This window comes from Orenia metallireducens (assembly GCF_003001995.1).
GTDB classification, from domain to species: Bacteria; Bacillota; Halanaerobiia; order Halobacteroidales; family Halobacteroidaceae; genus Orenia; species Orenia metallireducens_B.
On record NZ_PVNB01000019.1, the window covers coordinates 1 to 24108 of the forward strand.

Annotated in this window: 24 protein-coding genes; 4 read left to right on the top strand and 20 right to left on the bottom strand. The window is 32.3% G+C overall.

The window, feature by feature from the left end; all coding sequences use genetic code 11:
- Positions 1-347 precede the first annotated feature (347 nt).
- The 6 genes from BX659_RS12500 to BX659_RS12525 form a co-directional block, all read right to left on the bottom strand.
- Positions 348-1736 carry a hypothetical protein gene (locus tag BX659_RS12500; protein ID WP_097018549.1) on the bottom strand — a complete coding sequence of 463 codons (1389 nt, stop codon included), beginning with the start codon at positions 1734-1736 and terminating at the stop codon, positions 348-350.
- Positions 1737-1809: 73 nt separating this feature from the next.
- Positions 1810-2616, bottom strand: coding sequence for an outer membrane lipoprotein-sorting protein (locus tag BX659_RS12505; RefSeq protein WP_097018550.1), 807 nt, complete (start codon positions 2614-2616; stop codon positions 1810-1812).
- Positions 2617-2636: 20 nt separating this feature from the next.
- Positions 2637-5336, bottom strand: a complete 2700-nt coding sequence (locus tag BX659_RS12510) for an efflux RND transporter permease subunit (RefSeq protein ID WP_097018551.1) — start codon at positions 5334-5336, stop codon at positions 2637-2639.
- Positions 5337-5358: 22 nt separating this feature from the next.
- Positions 5359-5802 (bottom strand): MarR family winged helix-turn-helix transcriptional regulator, encoded by a 444-nt coding sequence (locus BX659_RS12515; protein ID WP_097018552.1) that lies wholly within the window; start codon positions 5800-5802, stop codon positions 5359-5361.
- A gap of 232 nt (positions 5803-6034) precedes the next feature.
- Positions 6035-7222, bottom strand: coding sequence for an MFS transporter (locus BX659_RS12520; RefSeq protein WP_097018553.1), 1188 nt, complete (start codon positions 7220-7222; stop codon positions 6035-6037).
- A gap of 196 nt (positions 7223-7418) precedes the next feature.
- Positions 7419-8207 (bottom strand): HAD family hydrolase, encoded by a 789-nt coding sequence (locus tag BX659_RS12525; RefSeq protein ID WP_253250769.1) that lies wholly within the window; start codon positions 8205-8207, stop codon positions 7419-7421.
- 553 nt (positions 8208-8760) lie between these two features.
- Here BX659_RS12525 and BX659_RS12530 point away from each other — a divergent pair.
- Positions 8761-9837 carry a GGDEF domain-containing protein gene (locus BX659_RS12530; RefSeq protein ID WP_097018554.1) on the top strand — a complete coding sequence of 359 codons (1077 nt, stop codon included), beginning with the start codon at positions 8761-8763 and terminating at the stop codon, positions 9835-9837.
- Positions 9838-10059: 222 nt separating this feature from the next.
- Positions 10060-10749, top strand: a complete 690-nt coding sequence (locus BX659_RS12535; protein ID WP_097018555.1) for a hypothetical protein — start codon at positions 10060-10062, stop codon at positions 10747-10749.
- Between the two features lie 389 nt (positions 10750-11138).
- Here BX659_RS12535 and BX659_RS19055 read toward each other — a convergent pair whose 3' ends face one another.
- Positions 11139-11318, bottom strand: a complete 180-nt coding sequence (locus tag BX659_RS19055) for a hypothetical protein (protein WP_097018556.1) — start codon at positions 11316-11318, stop codon at positions 11139-11141.
- 805 nt (positions 11319-12123) lie between these two features.
- Here BX659_RS19055 and BX659_RS12550 point away from each other — a divergent pair.
- Entirely contained in the window at positions 12124-12630 is a 507-nt protein-coding gene (locus tag BX659_RS12550; protein WP_097018558.1) for a hypothetical protein, read from the top strand.
- Between the two features lie 156 nt (positions 12631-12786).
- Here the strand turns inward: BX659_RS12550 and BX659_RS12555 are convergent, their stop codons facing one another.
- The 3 genes from BX659_RS12555 to BX659_RS12565 form a co-directional block, all read right to left on the bottom strand.
- Complete coding sequence (locus tag BX659_RS12555) at positions 12787-14319, bottom strand: YifB family Mg chelatase-like AAA ATPase (RefSeq protein ID WP_097018559.1); 1533 nt, start codon at positions 14317-14319, stop codon at positions 12787-12789.
- Positions 14320-14330: 11 nt separating this feature from the next.
- Positions 14331-14684: a YraN family protein gene (locus BX659_RS12560; protein ID WP_097018560.1), complete on the bottom strand. Its 354-nt coding sequence runs from the start codon at positions 14682-14684 to the stop codon at positions 14331-14333.
- A gap of 316 nt (positions 14685-15000) precedes the next feature.
- Positions 15001-17832: a PAS domain-containing sensor histidine kinase gene (locus BX659_RS12565; RefSeq protein WP_097018561.1), complete on the bottom strand. Its 2832-nt coding sequence runs from the start codon at positions 17830-17832 to the stop codon at positions 15001-15003.
- A 282-nt stretch (positions 17833-18114) separates the two neighbouring features.
- Between BX659_RS12565 and BX659_RS12570 the strand changes: the two genes are divergently transcribed.
- Positions 18115-18414: a hypothetical protein gene (locus BX659_RS12570; RefSeq protein WP_106231886.1), complete on the top strand. Its 300-nt coding sequence runs from the start codon at positions 18115-18117 to the stop codon at positions 18412-18414.
- Between the two features lie 16 nt (positions 18415-18430).
- Here the strand turns inward: BX659_RS12570 and BX659_RS12575 are convergent, their stop codons facing one another.
- The 10 genes from BX659_RS12575 to rpsP all read right to left on the bottom strand — a co-directional run bounded on the left by BX659_RS12575 (position 18431) and on the right by rpsP (position 24036).
- Positions 18431-18670: a hypothetical protein gene (locus BX659_RS12575; protein ID WP_253250770.1), complete on the bottom strand. Its 240-nt coding sequence runs from the start codon at positions 18668-18670 to the stop codon at positions 18431-18433.
- Positions 18663-19445, bottom strand: coding sequence for a ribonuclease HII (locus BX659_RS12580; RefSeq protein ID WP_097018563.1), 783 nt, complete (start codon positions 19443-19445; stop codon positions 18663-18665). Before BX659_RS12580 ends, BX659_RS12575 begins: the two co-directional genes overlap by 8 nt.
- Positions 19446-19574: 129 nt before the next feature.
- The gene (gene ylqF / locus BX659_RS12585; protein WP_097018564.1) at positions 19575-20423 is read right to left on the bottom strand and encodes a ribosome biogenesis GTPase YlqF; all 849 of its coding nucleotides are present in this window, start codon (positions 20421-20423) and stop codon (positions 19575-19577) included.
- A complete protein-coding gene (gene lepB, locus BX659_RS12590; protein WP_097018565.1) occupies positions 20423-20929 on the bottom strand; it encodes a signal peptidase I in 507 nt (168 codons plus the stop codon). Before lepB ends, ylqF begins: the two co-directional genes overlap by 1 nt.
- Before the next feature lie 152 nt (positions 20930-21081).
- On the bottom strand, positions 21082-21426 hold the full coding sequence (rplS, locus tag BX659_RS12595) for a 50S ribosomal protein L19 (RefSeq protein ID WP_097018566.1): 345 nt from the start codon (positions 21424-21426) through the stop codon (positions 21082-21084).
- Positions 21427-21552: 126 nt separating this feature from the next.
- Positions 21553-22128 (bottom strand): RNA methyltransferase, encoded by a 576-nt coding sequence (locus BX659_RS12600; RefSeq protein WP_097018567.1) that lies wholly within the window; start codon positions 22126-22128, stop codon positions 21553-21555.
- A gap of 1 nt (position 22129) precedes the next feature.
- Positions 22130-22873, bottom strand: coding sequence for a tRNA (guanosine(37)-N1)-methyltransferase TrmD (gene trmD / locus BX659_RS12605; RefSeq protein ID WP_172431931.1), 744 nt, complete (start codon positions 22871-22873; stop codon positions 22130-22132).
- 6 nt (positions 22874-22879) lie between these two features.
- A complete protein-coding gene (rimM, locus tag BX659_RS12610) occupies positions 22880-23386 on the bottom strand; it encodes a ribosome maturation factor RimM (RefSeq protein WP_097018569.1) in 507 nt (168 codons plus the stop codon).
- 114 nt (positions 23387-23500) lie between these two features.
- Positions 23501-23731 (bottom strand): KH domain-containing protein, encoded by a 231-nt coding sequence (locus BX659_RS12615; RefSeq protein ID WP_097018570.1) that lies wholly within the window; start codon positions 23729-23731, stop codon positions 23501-23503.
- Positions 23732-23766: 35 nt separating this feature from the next.
- Positions 23767-24036 (bottom strand): 30S ribosomal protein S16, encoded by a 270-nt coding sequence (gene rpsP / locus BX659_RS12620; protein ID WP_097018571.1) that lies wholly within the window; start codon positions 24034-24036, stop codon positions 23767-23769.
- Positions 24037-24108: the final 72 nt, after the last annotated feature.

Sequence of the window (24108 nt, forward strand, 5' to 3'; positions counted from 1 at the left end):
GAAGCATTTGAAGACCAAGTAAGAGAAATTTTATATAACTAAATACACAAATTATTACAGTTTGAAATTAGTTCAATTTAATATTGCAATTTAAGATTATTATTCTAATTTAAATATATATATTTAATTCCAAGGTGAAATTTAATGGGGATAATGATACTAAAGTTGGATGAGTATAGGATATTTTAACTTTATAATATATTTTTATTCCATTAAAAGAGAAATGTGACTACTAAAGAGTAAAAAATCTTATAATTAGGTATTTTATCCTAAAGTATCTAATTACAAGATTTCATTTTATTAAAAAAATAAGCCCCTGCCTTTTGGCAGGAGCTTATCTTCTAGTTTTAAAATTCATAATTTACTACCATTGAGATATAATCATTTTCATCAAATTGACCAAATAATGTATCACCATCACCTTGAAATAATTTATAATTGAACTTGATACTGGTATCATCTTTGACAATAAACTCTAATTGGTTATCTAAAATATAGTCTTGACTTTCTAGATTATACATTAAAGATACTTCTGGTAGTATTCTCTGATTATTAAAATCATCAGAGACCTTTAATACCATCATATTTGTAAAATAATCTTCACTATAATCTATATCTGCTGGATTATCATCTACCTTATCCTTGTCTAAAATCAATTCACTCTTAACTTGAAGATTAACATTTACATTATGTAGTGCAAGGTCTCTATCTCCACCAATAATCCAAGCCAGCTTATTATTATGAACTGTGGGATCATCCCCATTTCTATCATCTGTTAAATAATAAGCTAACTCTCCTCGAGAGTTGATACCAAACAATACTGAACTTAACTCAGCCCCCAAGACTGTTACCTCGTCATAATGTAGATCAAGGTCATTTAAAAATGCTTGGGAATCTCTATAGACTCCTTTCTCTAACTTTGCAATAGCACTTTTGTCCATACTAAGATTTTTCAAGCGACCTTGATAGATTGAAAAGCCATAATCATATCCACCTTTGGAGTTGGTATATCTTAAAGCCAACTGACCATCTTTAAACTCATTACTCTCATCACCTGCTAAGCTATCTTCTATTTCTAGGGCATCTGTTAAGCCAAACTCCTTAACAGCTATAGGCTTTAGTTCTTTCATTTTGCTAACCTTAGAGAGCATCCAATCTCCTTCTCTATCTAATTTATTTGCTGTAAATTCTGGTGTATAAACTGCTTCTAATTTTCCAGTACCCAAATAATAATTTAATTTGACCATATTCTCTGCTATTTGGCGATCTAAGTACTCAGGATTGATAAAATCAGTTAAATCCTCTCCATTTAAATTATCTACTACATGTAACTTATCACCTTTACCCCAAACCACCTTCATCTTGCCTGCTTCTAGATCAAAGTCATCATAATATAATCTGATAAAGGCTTCATCTAAAGCTACATCACCATTATCATCAAAGGCTAGTGTAGCCTTTATATCAGAATTATCTCTGCTATAATCTAATCCTAACTCTAATTCAGCCTCAGAGTTTATAGGATAACTTAAGTCACTATCTGATTTTTTATCTAAGATACTTCTAATTTTATATTCCAAGCTTCCTGAAAATTCAAGACTAGAAGTATTTTCATCTCCAAAACCACTGTCACCAGAAGAGCTATCTTGCTCAAAGGCATTTTCAAAGGCACAGATCTTTGCTGTAGATAAACTGAACATTAGAGTAAAAACAATCAAGAATGTCAATAATCTTTTCATTATTTAACCTCCTTTTATATTAAAGGTGGAGTAATTACTCCACCTTTAAGTTTCTATTCCTTAATTAATCTTCTTATCTTCCTGTCTTTAAGAACCTTTTAGTAAATCTCGCAGGGCTAATCTTCTTATTGTATTCAATATAAGGTGCCCCTGATTTGCCTCTAATAATATATAACTTAGTAGAATGTCCACTCTCCATATCTTTCATAAGTGCATCAAACACAGTCCAGATACCATCTATCTTCTTAATGTTATGCTTTACTGTAAGTAACTTCTGTAAGTTACCTGTTTTTTTACTATACATTTCTACCCTTACAGGTACAAAATGTTCTTTTGTTACCCAAGAGATTCTTTTGGCATATTGGGCATCCTTTGAATTCTTAGGAATACTTTCAACCACATAACAATCATAATCACCTAACTTCTCTTCCCTTAAAATCTTATGACTATCCTCATCTACTTCTCTACTAGACATATCATCATAGGTAAAATCAGATCCCACAAAGGATTTACTACCTTCTGATGATGAAATCCTTCTAACCCTGCCTAAAGAAGGTAAATAAATCCATTTATCATCATCACGACCGTCATTCTCAACCTGTAAGAACCTTGTTCCCTTAATAGAAGCAGGAGTTCTAAATTCCATTACCACCTTTGACAAGTCCTTAGCCTGATTGTAGGTAATCCCCCAAACTTCTATTTTACGAGCTTGCACCTCACCATTATCATCTATCAAATCCATTCCCATTAAAGCATGCATACTGTCACCATCATTAATAATATCCTTTGCTTTATCCATAACATCTCTTCCAGTCATAGCAAATGCCTGACTAGTCAAGGCTAAAATCACAATTAAAACCACGATTGATATTCTTCTCATCTTTTAATACCTCCCACTTATTAATTTAATGTAGCAGAAGCTTCATTATCCTCCACCCTGCTATTTTTACTGATAAATTTTGGTTTAATAAGATTCAACAAGATTGGCAAGACAGTCATTGAAGCCACTGATGAGCTAAACATTGTAATACTTACTAATAGACCTAAATTTACTAAAGGGTTAAAGTTTGAGAATAATAGTACTGCAAAACCTGTAGCTACTGAAACTGCATTAAAAACAATTGCCTTTCCTGAAGTAAACAGGGTATTTTTAGTTACTACCTCTAAATCATCAGTCTCTCTTCTCTCATCTTCATAGGTTGATAGAAAGTGAATAGTATAATCCACTCCAATACCAATAGCAATAGAGGCCACCATTGCTGTCCCTATATCCAGCTTAATCCCCAAAAAGCCCATCAATCCAAAGTTAACCAACAAGGAGATTGCTAGAGGTATGATACCAAATATTCCAGCTACAAATGATCTATAAGAAAGTGCAACAATAATAAATACAATTAGCAAAGATACAATGATACTTCTAATCTGGCTAGATACTATCAAATTATTGACTGCTAAAGACATATCAGCTGTACCAGCTACTGTCACCTCATAACCTTTTGGAAAGTTCTTCTCAACATATTGATCTACTCCTTCTTCAATAGTTTTAGTTGTGATATTACTTGCAGTTTTAATCTGTACCATCATCCTTGCTTTAGAGGGATCTAACTGATAATTAATTAAGTCATCTAAGCTTCCTGAATACATCAATAAATACCCATTAATTAATTGAGAAAGTTGCTCTTTACTACTCTTATTATATTTATCTAAATCATAAGGAATTTCATTATAGGCTTCCCCTTGATAGTTCAGCTTCTTATTGATTAATTCTACAAACTCTTCTGCTGTTAAATTTAACTCTTTAGCCTTAAGCAAAGCTTGATTAAATAATAGAGCCAGTTCTTTTTCTGATAGTTTTTCAGTTGATGGTCCCTTTATCTTCACCTCTGCACTATTTTGCTTTACAGAGCTATTAGAGGTATCCTCTCCGAAGTTACTAGTTGTTTCTTCGCTAAAGCTATCACTATTCTCTCCAAAACTACTTGTCGTCTCTTGGCTAAAACTACTAGTATTCTCTTCAAAGCTACTATCCTGTTTATAGGTTGTTTTCTTCTTTTGACTAGATGTTTCTGCTGGATAGTGCATAACCTTATTCATCCTTTTCACAAAATCTGCAAAGGAGGTTACCTTGCCTACCGCTGTAAAGTTATCCTTTAAATAAATTCCTAGCTGATCCATCTTCTTTAAGATATCAGGGTCTGTTAATGCTCCTCTCTGATTACCCTCAATCAGTACATTAAGAATATTTGTACCATTTAAATTGTCATTAGCAAATTTATCAGCCTGTCTAATCTCAGTTTTCTTTTTAAACATCTCAACAAGTATACTATCAGTAACCACCTTTGACATACCTATAATTGAGAGTATAATTATAACTAAGGTAAAGGCTAGAACTCTGATTCTTCTTTTAGAAAAATACTGATATAACCCCATTAAAATCCTGTTTAACAGACCTTCCTGCTTATCATCCTTATCTTGATACTTTAACTCTTTATTTCTTACTATCAAAATTGCTGGTATTAAAGTAATTGCTACTATCAGAGCTGTAGCCACACCTATTGCTGTAAAGATTCCAAAATATTTAATCGGCATTATCCGACTTGTAGCTAACGAACCAAAGCCAACTATTGTTGTTATTCCTGCCAAAGCTACTGGCTTTCCTACCTTTGTAACAACTTCTAAGACGATTTCCTTATTCTCCTGTGGACTTAATTCACCTTTAGAGCTTCTAATTTCATCATAATAATGGCTAATAATATGTATTCCATAGGCACTTCCTACTGCTATTAATAGTACAGGAATTACTGTAGATACCATAGTTAGATTAATCCCGAATATAGCCATAATCCCTAATGCCCAGACAGTACTAATCAATACTGTCATAATTGGTAATACTACTCCTCCTAAATTCCTAAAAGAAAGATATAATGATATAAGTACTACCAAAATTACAAAAGGAATCAAACGCTTTAAATCACTTTGCATATTCTCCCCTAATAATACTGTTACTGCTGGAGAGCCTGCTATATAGAACTTTAAATCATCCTGCTTATATCCTTTTAATATATCCTTAATCTTAAAATAGACATCTTCTTTTGCTTTAATGTCTACTCCAGCCTTTAATTTAATCATAATTTGGCTTGCTTTAAAATCATTGGTATAAAGATTCCCCTTATAGATATCCCAAGAGATTAGCTTTCTCTTTATCTCTGAAATTTCTTGAGAGTTTTTAGGAATCTCTTTGGCTAAAGGTGCTACTTCTAGCCCTTCTGCTGTTCCATCTATATAATCAGCATTAGATAGCGATTTGACATCATTAACATTCTTGATGTTTTCTAGTTTATCTGTCAGCTCACTAATCAACTTAATATTATCTTTGTCTAAGATAGTGCTTTTTTTAGCATCAATAGCTATTACCATTGTCTCTGAACCACCATAAATATCCTCCATCCTCCGATTAGCAACTCTTGATGGATGATCATTAGGTAAGAAGATATCAACCTCATTATTTATCTTTAAATCCGGAAGTTGATAGGCAAAAAATGCTGTCAAGATAAAGATTATCACTATAATTAATTTGGAATGATTAAAAATTTTATTCAATTTAATCCCTCCTTAAGCAAGATTATAGAATTTTAAATTCATCATCTTTAATCTTATTGAACAATATCTCTAAATTCTTCAATATAATATCTACCTCTTCTTCTGGAATCCCCTCCATTATTATAGAAAACCACTCTCGGTATGTATCTTTAATTAAATTCCTTAGTTTATTTCCATTATCACTTAAATAAATCAAGTAGACCCTTTTATCATCTTGTGAGCGTTTTTTAAAGATATATCCACCTTTAATTAAACTTTTAATTCCTCTAGAAATTGTAGACTTGTCAACACCCATCTCAGAAGTCAACTCTTCTTGATTAATCCCATCACCATTATTATAAAGATAGATTAAAATGCTAGATTGACTCCGATTTAAATTATAATCTTTTAACCTCTCACTAATAAATTTTTCATTATGCTTATGAATACCTAAAATCCACTTTCCAACTGGTTTATTTAACTCCATCTTGACCTCCTTCAAGAAAATTAATCAAATAACTGTTACTTTTAATTTGGTTGCGTCTGCAACTATTATATTAACATAAGTTAGTTGCACTTGCAACCATTGCGTTTTCTAGTAGATTTTTATTTAGAAAATATATCTTTAAAATTAAAAAAAGAGCATATATAGGATATGCCCTTAATGATAAATTTCTTAAAAACTAAAATACTTTAACACGAATTGTACGAATTAGAATTTAATCCATCTTAAATAATCGATATCTATCTAAATATTTATTTAGATAGATAATCAACCCTGCCAACAATAAAAAGTATGATATAACTACTCCATAACCAAGTCTTATACCAAATAAATCATTACAAAATCCAATAAATAGATTACCTAAAAGAATAGCTCCTATACTCCCTGTGGTCATTGTAAGACCAATGATAGTAGGGAGATTCTTATCAAAGATTTCAAACATCGTTGCTTGCATTGTGGGGAAATGGGTAGCTATAAATAATCCTGAAATGGAGAAGAAGATAGCAAAGGAGTCAGGACCAAAAATCCCTAATAAGACAGAGATTAAGGAACCGATAGCTGAGATTAATACTAAACGTAAATACCCTACTCTCTCTACTATCACACTTGCCAAAAAACGCCCTGTACTAAATAAGATAAAGAATAATGAAAAATAAAAACCTGCCTCAACTTCACTTCTTCCTTGAATTTCCTTTAAATAAAGCACCAACCAAGTAACAACACCTAACTCTCCACCACCATTAGCCAAGAACATTAAGGCAAAGACTCTTACCCTAGCATCCTTTAATACTCCTCTAAAGCTGATATCTTCCTTCTTTGTATTCTCACTTACTGTATCTGCTTTAGGAAATTTAGAATACATAGTAAAAATAAGAATAGCTGATACCAATATGATTGAAAAGGTATAAATCATCTCCCATTCAAAGCCTAGACCTAAAATGGCATTGGCATAAATAGGAGTAATTACTCCACCTATTCCAAAGAATAGATGTAAGCGATTCATCATCTTACCCTTGTTTCTAGTAAACACTTCAGAGGCTAGAGTATTCATCGAAATATTTATAATACCTAAACCTATACCTATAGTCAAAATAACTATAATAAGTAAATAATACTGACTAATATAGTTAAGCCAGATAAAGCTTAAAATTGACAACAAGGTTCCTGCTATTAGTACCTTCTTTAAACTGAACCTCTGTATCGAGATTCCACTTAAAAAATTAGCAATAATTCCTCCAATAGAGAGACACCCTAGAACAAGCCCTAGCTTAGAGTGGTTAATTTGATAATCCTGCTGTATTAGAGGACCAATCTGACCTCTTAAATTGGCTATAATTCCAAAGATAAACATCATAAAAAATACTAGTATAATCAATTTCTTGCGATTAACATTATTTAACATATCTTATCTGCTCCTATTCTTATATTCTAAAATTATATTCTTCACTCAATAACACTTACTGATACTTTTATCAAATAAATTTCATTATATGCTTAAATATAATGTCTATAATAAATTTGATTTAGATAAACAAAAACCAGATAATCTACCATTTTATTGGTCAATCATCTGGCAAATATGTAGCTTTTATAATATATTAGAAATTTTCTTTAATATAGTCTACAAACTGCCCCAAGCTTCCTCTCCAATCTGGAATAATCTCTTCTTCTGACCCTCGATCAATTAAATAGTCTTCTACTAAGAAGGTTTTAATCCCTAGTCTACCTGCCACAATATCCTCTTGCAAGTCATTACCAACTAAAATACATGATTTAGCACTAACATCCAATTTATCAATCACCTCTTGAAAGTAGGCTAAATTAGGCTTAGCATAATGCATCTCTTCATAGCTGGTTACTAGCACAAAATCTTCAGGATTTAGACCAGCCCAGCTAATCCGCTGCAAGATAGCCTCTCTTGGAAATAATGGGTTAGTAGTTATAGCCATAGTATAACCTAAGTCTTTCAATAACTCTATCATCTCTAAAACCTTAGTATTAGCCTTGACATTCTGACCTAGTAACGGAAATTTATCTTTGTAAAAGCTGTTAAATCTACTTTTGGTAGCTTCTATATCCTCTACTTCTATCATAGAAAAGAAAGAAGCCATAAAAGCCTCTTCATTGGTCAAAGTCCCATCATTTACTATCATCTCTTGAGTAGACTTCATCAACACCTTGATAAATAATTCTGGTTTAGCCAAATCTGTAAACTCTCCTGTCAAAGCCTTAAAATACCTATTCAAGAAATTATCAAAATCTATCCTCAATAAGGTTCCATCTAAATCAAATAAGATCATATCCCTTTTCTCCATCAAACCAGCTCCTATTCTAATTGCTACTATAATTAAAATTTTCTCTACACTACTAGATTCTATACTAATCACGACTATCCTGTTGTTAATCTAAATAAATAAAATATATTATGAGTTACACTTGTTTATATAGATCTTCAAATCTAAAGTGATGCTTAACTTTTACTTTTTAAAAAGTAAACATAACTTCTTAGGTTCCGCCTAAAGGCAGGTTACTTTTAGCATTGCCCCAAAAGTAACCAAAAGATCTAGAAAAGAATTAAGACTCACTCAGCAATCAAAATATTAATTATTCACATTAGATTGGGTTCTCTAATTAAAACTTCTTAATTGTACTCTAAATTCAAACTCAATTTTTGCTTCACTCAAACAATAATTCTTTTCGACTTTAAAATCTTTTTAGCTGTAAATTATACATTATTGATTATAAATTCAAAAGTGTCGCTTTATCTTTATATAACAGTATATTCAAATTTTAGAACTCCAACTATATATGCCAATAAAACAATTATACTGGTTATAGACCCAAAATCAAAATATTGATATTTGCTAGCAGCTATTATATAATTTTAATGAGAATCATTGCCATTTTTCTAAATTTTAATATAAAGGAGCTATTAGTCTTATGCTAAAAGACCTCTTTATCAATAGTAGTATTTTAATTTCCTTCTTATTTTTGGGTGGAGAGATCTTTAAAGATACTACACTATCCCCTTCTGCTCCACTCAAAATAAGGGTTTTTGGTGGTATTGTCTCAGGACTTTTAGGCAGTATATTAATGATTTTTAGTGTAAGAATCTCTCCTGAGATAGTCTTGGATTTACGACACTTTGCAATTATTATTGTAGCTATCTATGGTGGACTAAGCTCCTCTATAATAACTGCTCTGATAATAGCTGCCTTTCGCATCTATTATTTTCCTATTGGTTCTTTATCAATAACAGCAGGCTCTATTATTGTCTTATTAGGGATAATTAGTGGACTAATCAGCCAACTGAATACCTCCCAAAAAAGAAAGTGGTTATATATGAATATAGTTAATATGGCAATTATATCTACAGACCTATTGCTTGCTGCTAAGGAGAATGACTTGGTCTTAGAATCAACTATTTATTTTATAATGATGTCTATAATTACAGGCCTATTAGTGTATCACTTTTCTAATTACATTACAGTATCAAATAGCCTTTATAAAAAATTTAAAATCGAGGCTACTCAAGATTTTCTGACTGGTCTTAATAATGTTAGAAGCTTTGATAATAAACTCAATGATATGATAACAAAACTAGACAAAAATAAGGAAGACCTCTCTATTATCATTCTAGATATTGACCACTTTAAAAGAATAAACGATACTTATGGCCATGTGGCAGGTGACTATGTCTTAAAAGAATTGGCTAAAGTTCTGTCTAGTTCATGTAGAGACCTTGATATAGTATCAAGAACTGGTGGGGAAGAGTTCTGTATCCTACTACCTGATTGCCCTAACAAAAAAGCCATAGCAGTAGCAGAACGGATTAGAACGAATGTAGAAAAGCATCAATTTGTCTTATCAGATCAACAAAAAATAAATATTACTGTCTCTCTTGGAATAACTACTTATCCAGATAAGACCACAAATTTAAATAGTATAGTCGAAGAAGCAGACTATGCCTTATATCAGGCTAAACAGACAGGAAGAAATAGAGTATGCACAGGTTGATAATTAATAAATCCAAACCATAATAACTCTTAAAGTAGAGTATCTTATGGTTTGGATTTTTATATTCTCTTCTCAAAAATTATTAATTACTATAATTCAATTTCATAATTGACTTAATTTAATAACTATATATTCTTAAAACAAAGGTGTTTTAAAGCTAATATAGAATTAAAATTAATACATCAAGGAATATTAAAATCATAGAGAAAGGTGGCTGATATTTTGTTTGATAATAAAGAGGATCAGAATAAAATAATCGACCTAAATCAAGAGGAAATTGAAATAAAAACAGAGCAGGTAAATGAAAATAAATCTAAGGTTAACTTTGAAGAGAATACTACCATTAGTGATAAGCCTTTGAGTGAAAGATTCTCTCATTATTTTCAAACCATTTCCTCTTATAGTAAAAGAGCTCTATCAATTTTATTTTTAGTAGTTTCAATGCTCTTTACCGGTGTATTGATTATAGAATTATATACTAAGAACTTCTCACTACTTTGGTCTGATAAACCAGCTAAACTTATAGCTCTTGCACTAACTACAACTATCCCTGTTTACTCAGTCAATATTCTCCTTCTAACTACCCTAAATGCTTTTAAAAACACCTTATTCTCTAAAGAAGAGATCAGCGAATTGAAGGTAAGCTTGACTAGAAATATATTCTCTGGAACCTTATTCTCTTTTACTTTAATCCTAATACTCCTAAATTATGACTTCTTTAGCTACAAGATACTCTTTAGTGATAGAGTCTTAACTATTGCTGACTTTATTAGACATATTCTAGTCCTAGAGATAACAGTATTTTTAGGAATGTTCTATGAGAAGATTAGAAAGAAGTATCTTCTTTATGGATTGCTAATCATCTCAACTCTGCTGATTTATTTTACTATTAGGTATATTATCTATACTTAGAATTATATGTCTGATATGTTTTTACAAATTTAAACATTCTCTTGTTGTATATATTTCAATCAGTGTAATTCTTTTAGTAATAACATAAGCTATTAGATTAAAGATAATTATAGAAATTATTAAAAAAGCCATCTCGATCTTCCTCCTTACGTTACAACCTTTAATTAGTCTGTAAAATCCTTAAAGGCAGACCAAATAGATATAATAGAGCATAAGCAAATATAAAGTAAAGAATCCATGCTAAAATTGGTCTTTTATAATGGAGCCTGAGCATCGGAAACATCACAAAATAGAATATTAAACTATATAAATACCTCCACCCATTATGATAGGTTATATAACCTAATGTAAATAACCCTCCTTCAAGCATGGCATAGCCGCTAATAAAACTACCTATATGAATCAATTTCTGCTTTAATTTTTAGGTTAATTAGACAAAAAACTATAACTATCGCTGGAAAGATTGTAAAGATCCATAGTATATCCAAAAAAGTATGGGTAAAGACTGGAGACTCCCATCGCCATAACTTTTCATCCTTAGTTAAGAAATTATAGATTAAATCTCCCATGCACATATATAAAACTGTGGGATAATATTCTCTCCATTTCTTCCAATCACCTTACTTAAGCATAATTTCCAAAAATAGAATAGATATACAGATGTGCAATATCTCCATAGTTTTTAACCTCTCAGTGTTTCTATGATTGATTACACTCTAATCTAATAATAGCTTTTGTTAAGGTAAGTTTTATATTCATGATCATATTTATTCCTATATTAATTTATAATTTGAGAAAAGATAGTGAATATATAGAATAAAATATCTACTTCTATCTTAAGATAAAGGAAGATAAGCTTATAAATAATAGAATTCTCTTACTAATAAATCTGGAGGATATAATAATGATTATCGTATTTTTGCTTGCCCTAACTATAGTATTAATCATCACTTTCTTTAGAATTGAAAAAAGTTTAAATTTATTTCAAAATATATTTATGTACTTTGTACTATCCTTTTTAATCACAACATCTTTTGATATATTGATACTAAATTTAGAGTATATTAAATTGTCCTCTAATTTTTATTTAGTACTTTTATTTTTCTTGATGCAGACAAGCTTTTTTCCCTTAATAATTATTCTATACTTTAATTATCTCAGTGCTAGTAAATCTAGACTACAAAAATTTAATTTGATTATTCTCTGCTTAGCTTCACTTTTTCTTATAGAATATACGCTGTTATCTAATAAAATTATTATCTATAAGAAATGGACTTCATTAAAAAGTGCCCTTTATTGGATTTCATTATTGTTAATTATCTATCTTTTAAACAAAGCCTTTAATAAATCTATTTCTGATGAGGTCGATTGCTAATGCTACCTTTACCTAAAAGCTTTGATAAAAATGAAATTTTTCTTATAACTGTGTTATTCTTATTAATATTAATCATTCGTTTTCTTCCCAAACGTTTCCCAAAGGTTATTACTATTTTAATCTTATTAGAAGCATTTACTATAGCACGCTTAGCAGATCATCTCTTAGCTTCTGCTCATGTAATGGGGATAGATTTTTATGATATTATGGATACTGGAAAATATGAATTCTTTGGACTATTTACTTATTTGATCTTTGCCCCTTTTGGATATTTATTTGTTTACCTCTATGATTGGATAAAACCTAGAGGCGTCTACCTCTGCTTATATATAATAAGCTGGTCACTATTTTCAACCTGCTTTGAATGGATAATGGTCCTTTTTGATATATATAAGTATAAAAACTGGAACCTTGCTTATTCTTCAATTGTATACTTAGTAGTTCAACCGTTAACTATATTATTTTTTGAATTCCTGATAAGAGAGTATAATAAAATGAAAGAATAGAGTTTATCCTATAGCTTTAAAGTATAATTCAAATTTATCATTATATAGAGATATTACGACAGTAACAAGTGACGAGAGGAGATTTTTACTCGTTACCTGTCACTCGTTACTGATTACTAAACTGTCGCAATACATCAATTAAATTTCACTTTAAACTCATACTCCACCAATATACTTTCTATCTAAACTCCGATATTGTATTGCTTCAGCTATATGTTCTGATAAGATTATCTCTTCACCTGCTAAATCAGCTATAGTCCTAGCCAATTTCAATATCCGATCATAGGCTCTAGCACTTAGGTTTAACCTGGTAATCGCCTGCTCCAATAAATTAACGGCAGCTTGATTCATAATACAGTATTTCTCTACCATCGAGCTAGTCATCTCTACATTGCAGTTAATCTCTTCAGCTTTAAACCTAGCTGCTTGAAGCTCTCTTGCCACTTCTACCCTCTTTTTGATATCAACAGAACTTTCACTTTTTTGATAATTAGTTAACTCTTCAACCTCTAAGCGAGGAACTTCAAGGTGAATATCAATTCTATCAAGCAAGGGACCTGATATTTTGCTAAGATAGCGATTAACTTGCTTAGGAGTACAAGCACATTCCTGTTTGATATCCCCATAATAACCACAAGGACAGGGATTCATCGCTGCAATCAGCATAAATTTAGCAGGATAATCTAAACTAGTTAATGCTCTTGAGATAGTAACCCTTCCTTCTTCTAAAGGCTGGCGTAAAACCTCCAATACATTCTTCTTAAACTCAGGCAGTTCATCTAAAAATAGAACACCATGATGAGCTAAACTGACCTCACCAGGCTTTGGAATCCTCCCACCTCCAATTAGACCAACATCAGAGGTTGTATGGTGGGGACTACGAAAGGGTCGATTGGTAATTAGAGATTTTTCCTTTGCCAGCCGACCCATTATACTGAAAATCCTAGTAACTTCAATAGCTTCTTCTTTAGTCAAACTAGGCAATATAGTAGGTAATCTCTTAGCCAGCATCGTCTTTCCTGACCCTGGCGGTCCAATCATAATCAGATTATGACCACCTGCTGCTGCAACCTCTAAGGCTCTCTTAGCAGCTTCTTGCCCCTTAACATCAGAAAAGTCAATCTTATACTCTTGATTATTAGACAATTGATAATTCTCTTTAATAGCATCAATCTTTAAAGTCCCATTAAGATAAGCAATAGTCTCCTCTAAATTCTTGACAGCAATTACTTCTAATCCCTCTACTACAGAAGCCTCCTGAGAATTTTCAACTGGTAGAATAAAACCTTTTTTAGCTTCCGCTTTTGCCGCCAATGCCATCGATAAAACCCCTTTGACACCTCTAATCTGGCCATCTAAAGAGAGTTCTCCAATCAATGCATAATCATCCAATCTCCTATTATCTATCAGGCCTGAAGCTGCTAAAATAGAGATTGCAATAGGTAAGTCAAAAGCTGCTCCTTCCTTTTTAATATCGGCAGGGGCTAAATTGACAGTTATCCTCTTAATTGGGAAGGGGTAACCAGAGTTCTTAATGGCAGAACGTACCCTCTCCTTGGCCTCTCTAACAGCCACATCAGGCAATCCTACTATATTAAAAGCAGGTAATCCCTTAGCCAAATCAACTTCCACCTCTACCAGATATCCATCTATTCCTAATACTGCATTACTTATAGCTTTTGCTAACATTTAACTTCCTCCTAACAATAAAAAGCATTCTTAAATAATTCTATCTCCCTATCTCTTTTGTCTCCAGAGATTGCTACTACATCAAAACGAAAATCACTCTCTACTTGCTTATTACTCAAATAGTATCTAGCTACTTGCTCTAACTTCTTCTGTTTTCTATAATCAACCTTCTCCTGTGGGTTCATATATGATTTATTGCTGCTTAATTTAACCTCTATAAAGACTAGATAGTCCTTTTGCAAAGCTATTAAATCTATCTCTCCATAACGGCACCAGAAATTCTCTTCTATAATCTGATATCCTTCTTTTTCTAGAAATAATTTAGCTAATTCTTCTCCCATTCTGCCTAAACTTCTTGTGTCCAAAAAAATCCCCCCTAACCTTATTACTAAGATATGGTAACCTTTTCATCTATAATTATACATAAATATCCAATATTCATTAATAAGAAATACAGCATCATAGTTTAATGGTTATATCAGGCTAAAGGTTAATGAAGAAAATTGTATTTAATATACAATGCTAACATAATCTTTTTAGGAATCAAGTACTTATTTTTCTCCTTTTGCATATAATAAGATTAAAGGTAATCTTCAAGGTTACCTTTTAATATAGATAGCCCCATCAAGTAACTTGATGGGGCTTTTATTTTAACATAAATTCAATTATAAGAACTAATAACTATAGACCATAAACATCAGAAAATTCAAGATTAATTATATCAACTAAATTTCCTATATTATTATTAACAGCTATCTTATTATCTTCCTGTTTCAATTCAACATCTGGTAATTCAATAATAAAGTTACTTCCTTGACCATACTGACTCTCTACCTTTATACTCCCATTGTGTAACTCCACCAACAGCTTGACAATAGCAAGACCGATACCACTTCCCTCAGTATTTCTACTAAAGGATTTATCAATCTGTCTGAATCGATCAAAAATAAACTCTAACTTGCTAGCTTCTATTCCAATTCCAGTATCACTAACAGAGATTATAACCTTATTATCTGCTTGATATAACTCCACCATTATCTTATCACCTTCATTTGTAAACTTTACAGCATTAGATAATAAGTTTAAAATAATTCTCTCTATAGCAAAGAAGTCACAGACTATTACCTTTTTATCAAGTTTTGAATCAAATTCTAATATTCTATCCTTGTTCTTAATATACTCTGCTGTAGAGAGGGTAATTTCTCTAACTGACTCTACTATATCTTGATTTTTTAAATCTAACTTAAAGGAATTAGAATTAATCTTAGTGATATCTACTAAATTATTGACCAGTCTTAACTGCCTATATCCATTCTGTTTAATAATATTAAGATATCTTGTTACATCTTCTTGCTCTGCAGCTGGCAGCTTCTTTTTATGATACATCTCTAGCATTTGGGCAGCTGAGAAGATTAGATTTAGAGGGGTCTTTAGCTCATGGGTCAAATTAGCAAAAAACTCTACCTTCAATTTATTATATTCTAGCTTCTCTTCTAATAGTTTACGTTCAGTAATATCCACACCTGTACTAAAAATAGCTTGCACAACTCCATTGTCATCTTTTAAAATAGAGATATACCAAGCTATTATCCTCTCTCTGCCATCCTTAGTTAAACAGCTAATCTCAATATAGAATGGTAATTTCAATCTCTGGGCTAATATATTGTTAAGAGTTTGATCTACCTCATCTCTCTCCTCTTTTTTAATAAACTCCAATACCTTAGTGCCAATAATCTCTTCCCGATTATACCCAAACACATCTTCAGCTGCTTGATTAGCCATTACAAATCTCTTCTGTCTATCCATAACTATAAAAGAGATTTCACTAATATCTAATATATGGAGTGAGGAAAAGATCAAGCTCAAAGGCTTTTTTAATTCAGGAGGAAAGTTTAGAAGGTCATCAATATTAATTATACTCTTTTCCAATCTCTCTTCTAATAACCTCTCTTTAGTAACATCTATCCCTGAACTTACTGTTCCTGTAACGTTTCCATTCTTATCTTTTAAGATTGCATTATGCCAAATTATTATTCTAGTTTCGCCACTTCTACTTACTAGAAGGTTCTCTGTTGTCTTAGTGATAAAGATTTCCCCTTCTTCATACTTCTCTCTATTGACAACTCTATTTTTAAATAAATTCTTTACTGCTTTTCTATCCTCCTGTCTCATAAAATTATCAAACCAGTTCTTACCTATTATCTCTTCTTTAGGATATCCTAAAAGCTTACAGCCTTTCTTATTAATCATTGTTACCTTCTGTTCTAAATCCAATGCTACAAAAACCACATCAGCCATATCTAAATAACTATGTAGCTTTTCTTTTTCAAGCCTTAATTTAATAGTTCTCTCTGCTACCTTCTTCTCTAGCTCTTCCTTTATAAGCAATAATTCACCTTCTACTCTTTTGCGCTTGAATATATTGATACTGAGAATAATCACTAAAAAGAGTAGAATAATTATAGAAAAGATGATAACTTGAAAGATCGGCTTATCTTTATTTTTCATAAAAAATGATTGGTCTCTACTTATAATAATACTTTCTAGAGGTAAATTAGAGACTTTAATACCAAACCTCTTCATCTCTTTATAGTCAAACATATACAGATTAGGGATATCTTTTATAACAGATATATTATTGATATCCTCTCCAGATAGAACTTTATTAGCTAACTCATTAGCAAAGACCCCTTGATAATGACCATTAGTCAACTTGCCACCTACAATTCCATGTCCTAAAAAGAACTTCCAAAGACTATAGATTGGTACTTGGCTATTGCTGGCTAATAAATTACTAGTATCCTTTAGTGAGAGTCTATTACCATTTTTATCATTAAAGCCTCCTGCCAAAATTACTATGTCACCTTCAGCTAGACTTCTAACCTTCTCTTGAGCTATTATTATACTCTCTGCTCTAATAATCTCATATTCAACCTCATTATTGTAGTGTAATAGCTCTTCTTTTAAAATCTCATCTTTAACAGTTCCTATAGAGGTATCATCTACAAATAATACTACTTTATCTATATCTGAATGTAATTGTAAAGCAATGTCTAGAGTACCTATCAGATCTACTTTCTCTACTACACCTGTAAAGCCTTGCTTTCTTGCAAGAAGTTTATCGTCAAAATTATTTACTCCACAAAAGACCACCGATGCCTGAGGAAATAAATCTTCTTTATATCTCAATAAAAAATCAAAAGCTGCATTGTCAACAGCAATAATAAGGTCAAATTGATAATTTTGATATTTAGACTTATAGATATCATATAATCTATTAAGATAAGACTCACCGTTAGCATGATGAATATCCATATACTCAATATGAATATTATTCTTACCAGAACCCAAGCCTTTAAGCAAAGTATTGTTAATATCATCTTCCCAATTATACCCTCTATAATAGGAGTTTAAAATTAATATCTCATTATCCTCCAAAGCCTCCACATAAGAAATAAGATTTAATATGATTAAAAATAGAATGAATAGGTATATTTTTCTAGCTATTTGCACATCTAAGAACCCCTTTATCTAATGTATTATTTTCTATTTGTTTCTATTTAATTCTATATAAAAGAAAATAAACCTTCTCTATATTAAAAAAACGGTTTCCTTATCAGAAAATCATCCTATAAAAATAACTAAAGAGCCTCCTTTTGACTAAAAGTCAAAAGGAGGCTCTTGACAACCATTCCCCTTTAAATAATACTTCATTTATGATTATGACTTATGTTATAATTATGGTAAAAGAAATTAAATTTACAGTTAATAGACTGAATAAAGGAGTGACAACTTATGGAAAACAATACAACTATTCAAGAATATATCGAAAAGAAGTTAGAATACAGTAATGTCTTATTAAATTTTACAGAAATGCTAGTAATGATGACAAAAAAGGACTCTACAATCAAAATTGAAAAGGTTGAGGCTGAAGAGCTAGCAGAAGAATTTGATCAAGAATTATGGGGATTAGACCTGACAATCAGTATAGTACTAGGTAATGAAGCCTATGGAAAGACAGAATTATTCCTATTTGAAGATAAAGAGAAAAGAGATAATTTATATGATTATTTAAATCAATTAGTCTCTCTTTAAAGAATTATTAAAGACCCTAAACTCTTATATCTATAGAGTTTGAACCAAGTCCATCGTTTTTATTTAAGACTTTAAGCAGTAGCTTACCATTATACCAGCCCTTGATCTTGACTTTAATCTTCTCCCCTTCTTCTAGCTCTGCCTTACAACTTGCTTCAATTGCCCTTCTACCAAATTTAATAACCACGCTCTCTGCTTTAACCTCCAATACCGTACCTTCTATGATATCTCCTGCCTTTAGCATATTATCACCCATTCATGGATTCTCTGACTATCCCAAAGGAAGTACGGTGTAAGGGAGTTATTCCATATCTCTTTAAAGCTTGGATATGCTCTCCTGTACCATATCCTTTATTTGAAGCAAATTTATACTGTGGATACTCCTTATCATATTCAACTAACATTCTATCTCTAGTGACTTTAGCTACAATTGAAGCTGCTGCAATAGAGACGCTATGGGCATCACCTTCAATGATTCCTGCTTGAGCAATAGTGATATCTGGAATCGTTTCAGCATCGACTAATAAGTACTCTGGTCTATGCTCTAAACTATTTATAGCTTCTCTCATTGCCTGATATGTAGCCTGTAGAATATTAATCTCATCAATCCTGTTATTATCAACAATTCCTACACCTATATCTATTGCCTTCTCTTGAATTATTCCAAAGAGCTCTTCTCTCTTCTTCTCAGATAACTTTTTAGAGTCATCTAAGCCTAAAATCTGTTCATCCTCTGGCAAGATAACTATAGCCGCCACCACAGGTCCTGCTAAAGGTCCTCTTCCTGCCTCATCAATACCCCCAATTATCCTATATCCCTTCTGCTTTACTCTCCTTTCATGAACACTCATCTTCTCATACTTTGCTCTTAGCTCTTCTTCTTTTCTCTGTTGTCGTATCAGTTGTTGGGCTAAGCGCTGTACACCCTTTCTTGAATCTAAAGCTAGACTTTCAACTAATTCATCAGCAACCTCTTCCATCTCATCTAACTTAACTTTAATCTCTTTGATACTTAAATTAGATAAATCCATGATTTATTTACCTCCTTTATAATTCAGTAATGAGTAATGAGTAACTAGTAACTAGTGACAAGTAACTACTAATAATCTACAATAAAAGTTTTTACTCGTCACCCGTAACTTGTTACTTCGTCACTAACCTTATCCCTGTGGTGGTAACTCTAAGGTTAAATTACCAAACTTACCATCTCTGAACTCTTTAATGATTATATCTGAAGTTCGATCACGATCAATTCGACCACCAGACTGCAGGCAACCACGCTTTCTACCAATATCGGCTACCAATTCATAGGTGTCAGGATTTAAATAATCTAATTTAAATCTCTCCTCTAACTTCTCTGGGGCAACTTCACTTAATAGTTCCACCAATTTATAAGCAAGTAGTTCACTATCAAAGATGGTCTCTTTAATCGCTCCAGCAAGAGCCAATCTAAAACCAACCTGCTGATCTTCAAATTTAGGCCATAAGATACCAGGTGTATCTAATAACTCAAAACCTTTTTTAAGCTTAACCCACTGCTGACCTCTAGTAACCCCAGGTCTATTACCAGTTTTAGCACTACTTTTATTACTTAATTGATTAATTAATTGGGATTTTCCTACATTAGGGATTCCTACAATCATCATTCTAATATTCCGTTCATTTCTACCCTTCGCTTTTAAAGCTACAAACTCTTTATCCATTAAATCCCTAGCCAACTTCAAAATTTGACTTACCCCTTGTCCTGTCAAAGAGTTGACTGCTACTGTAGGAGCAATATTAGCAAAATACCTTTTCCAGCTTTTAGTCTGCTCTGGATCAGCCAAATCAATCTTATTAAGGACTATCACCCGTTTTTGATCTTTTAAAATATCATCTATATCTGGGTTTCTACTGCTAAAGGGAATTCTAGCATCTAATAGCTCAATAACTACATCTATTAACTTTAATCTATCCTCAACCTGCCTTTTGGCTCTTACCATATGACCTGGATACCATTGTATTGTCATTAGTTCCCCTCCCTAATTAGCGCCATTCTATTTAAAGGCCAGAAAATAACAAATGCTTTTCCTACTATATTCGCCTGAGGAACAAATCCCCAAAACCTACTATCTTCACTATTATTACGATTATCACCTAACATAAAATAATGACCTTCAGGGACTTTAACCTCAGGAAAATCAGTATAGCTTCTCTCTAATGTATAATCCTCCTCTAAAGGCTTATCATTAACATATACCTGCCCTTCTACTATCTTCACTCTATCACCTGGCAGACCGATCAATCTCTTGATAAATCTACGCTTGGGATCGACTGGCCACTTAAAGACGATTATTTCTTGCCTTCTAGGTTCTCGGAATCTATAGATAAACTTGTTAGCAAAGATTCTGTCACCTGGCTTTAAGGTTGGTAGCATCGAACCTGATGGAATATAAAAGGCCTGTACTACAAAGGTAATGATAAAAAAGGAGATTAAAAGAGCAATTACTATCGATTTTAAATATTCCTTAAACAATTCAACTCCACTCCCTTGCTATAAAATAACTAATTAATATATCGACCTGAATTCAAATTTAAGCTTAAGTTAAACTCAGACTTAAAGCAATTATTTAGAATAGAAAAAAAGGACAGGCTTAAATAGCCAGTCCCTCTTGTAATCTAAGTTAATTAGAATCTCTTTTCTTTTACTTGAGCAGCCTTACCTCTACGTTCTCTTAGGTAATATAATTTAGCTCTATTTACATCTCCACGTCTTGCCACTTCAATCTTAGCAATTTTTGGAGAATGGATTGGGAAAACACGTTCAACTCCAACTCCAAAGGAAATCTTTCTTACAGTGAAAGTCTCTCTGATTCCTCCACCTTGCTTTTTGATAACGATTCCTTGGAAAATTTGGATTCTCTCTTTCCCACCCTCTTTAACCTTTACGTGTACTTTAACAGTATCACCAGAGTTAAATGCAGGAACATCATTCTTTAATTGTTGGCTTTCAATAGCATCAATTATGTTCATTAGTCTTGCCTCCTCTCTCAAAACGTTCTTAAACCCTTAGGGCCAGAGGACCGTCTGTCTTCACACTAGGATATTATAACACAAGAATTTCTAGATTACAAGAGAATTTATTAAATTGTCATAAACTTAACTAAACCAGCTTTCACCTAACAGCCTATCGAGTATAATAGCAGCAGCACTTCTAACCGATAGATGATTATAGTCTCCTCTACCATAAATTGGCTCTAAAATATACTCTGTTGAGTTCATTACCTCTTTGGTTAGACCCCATCCTGTCCCTAATAGAACTAAATAAGGTCTATCACCACTATGTATCTTCTCCCTTAAGTCTTTATAAGTTATTGTATTAGGATAAGTTCTAGCATCAGTAGTTATCAGGATCGGCTCTTCTTTTTCTATGCTTTTGATATCTGCTATAACCTCGGCCAATTCTGCCTTAATATCAAGGATGCTAAAGGCCTCTTTTCTATCTGGATTATATTCTGCCCCAAAATCCCCTGACCAATACTCCTTCATTCTACCTACTAACTTCTGTTGTGAGTCTAGATGATTAACAATATAATATTTATTTACATCATAGGTTTTACTAGAGCGGGCAATATCATGTAAGTCAAAGTTGGTAACGGTAGTGGTAATAACCTCCATCCGCTTATTATAAACAGGATTATGTAATAATGCTAGATAAAATCTAGGCTCTCCCATCTTATCCCTCCTTTTTTAGTTCTTCTCTTATTTCTGCTAATAACTTTTTATCTTCAGAAGATAGTTCAACCTCTTCTAATAAATCTGATCTTCTTAGTAATGTCTTTTTCAGAGCCTCTTTTCTTCTCCAGCGAGCAATCTTCCCATGATCACCACTTAATAAGATATCAGGAACTTCTAAGCCTCTAAACTCCTGTGGGCGGGTATATTGGGGATAATCTAGTATCCCATGATAGAAAGAATCCTCAATATAGGACTCATCACTTCCTAACACCCCTGGTACCATTCTAGAGATAGCATCGACTAAAATCATAGCAGGCAACTCTCCACCTGTTAAAACAAAATCACCAATTGAGATCTCATGGCTAACTAGCTCACCTCTTACTCTTTGGTCAATACCTTCATAATGACCACATAACAAGACCAATCTCTCCTTCTTAGCAAAATCCTTTGCCATCTTTTGATTAAAGGTCTTACCTTGTGGTGTTAAGAAGATAACTGGAACATCTTCATCTATCTCTAAGCTATCAACTGCTCTAAAGATAGGCTCTGGCTTCATCACCATTCCTGCCCCCCCACCATAAGGGTAGTCATCAGCTTGCTTATGTTTATCAGTAGCATAAGCACGAATATTGATAGTCTCTACCTCAATTAACTCTCTCTCTTGTGCTTTATTTAGGATACTACTTCCTAAAACTCCTTCGAACATTTCAGGAAATAGTGTCAAAATCTCAAACTTCATCATATCACCTTACCTTAATCCCGGTAATAGTTTGACTACCATCTTTTGTTCACTTAAATCTACATTTAAGATAACATCTTTAATTGCAGGTAATAATAATTCTTCCCCATCATTATTTACTATATAAACATCATTAGCACCAGTCTCTAAAACCTCTTGTAAAGTTCCTAGATACTCTCCATTTTTAGTATAGACCTCTATCCCTATAATCTCATCTACATAATAATCATCTTCTGCTAGCTCTACCTTCTCTTCTTCAGCTATCTGGATTAAATAACCTTTATGGTCAATAGCCTCAGAAATCCCATCAAAGCCTTCAAATTTTAAAATAACAAACTGCTTATGATACCAAACATCCTCTAGATAGACCTCTTTTTTGATTCTATTCTTAACTAGATAGACTCTATCTAACATTTCAAACCTTTCAATAAAATCTGTTAAAGGCTTAACCCTAACTTCTCCTTTATTTCCCTGATGACGAATAATCTCTCCTATAGTAATGAGTTTTTCAGCCATAAGACCCCTCCTTTTATTATATCCGATATAGCTATAAATTAAAGTATTTATAAGAAATTAGCAAAAGGCTAGAGATTTACTCTAGCCTTTTATCAAATAAGTCGATTTTATAAATCAATCTACAATTTTTACTGAAACATGTTTATCAGTCTTAGTTGCTGCCGCACCAATGACAGTTCTAATAGCTTTGGCAACTCTTCCACCTTTACCAATCACCTTGCCCATATCATCAGCAGCCACCTTTAACTCTAAGATCGTAGATTGACCCTCTTCTTTTTGATTTATCAGAATCTCTTCAGGATTGTCCACAATATGTTTAACGATTGTTCGCAATACCTCTTTCAAAAAGAGCACCTCCAAAGCTGAACTTTAAGCTAAACTTATTTTCTCTTCATTTCGTCAAACTTTTTCATGATTCCTTGACGACTTAAAATATTTCTTACAGTATTAGAAGGTTGTGCCCCATTGCTTAACCAATTTAATGCAGCCTCTTCATTAACTTTAACTGTTTCTGGATCAGTTGTAGGGTTGTAGTATCCAAGCTCTTCGATAAATCGTCCGTCTCTAGGCTTACGAGAATCAGCAACAACTAATCTATAAAAAGGATTTCTTTTAGAACCCATTCTTTTTAATCTAATCTTAACTGCCATTATACTTCACCTCCTTTAATTTAATAATTTACTTTATATGAAAGCTGTGAATAACCTTAATCTTAAATTACT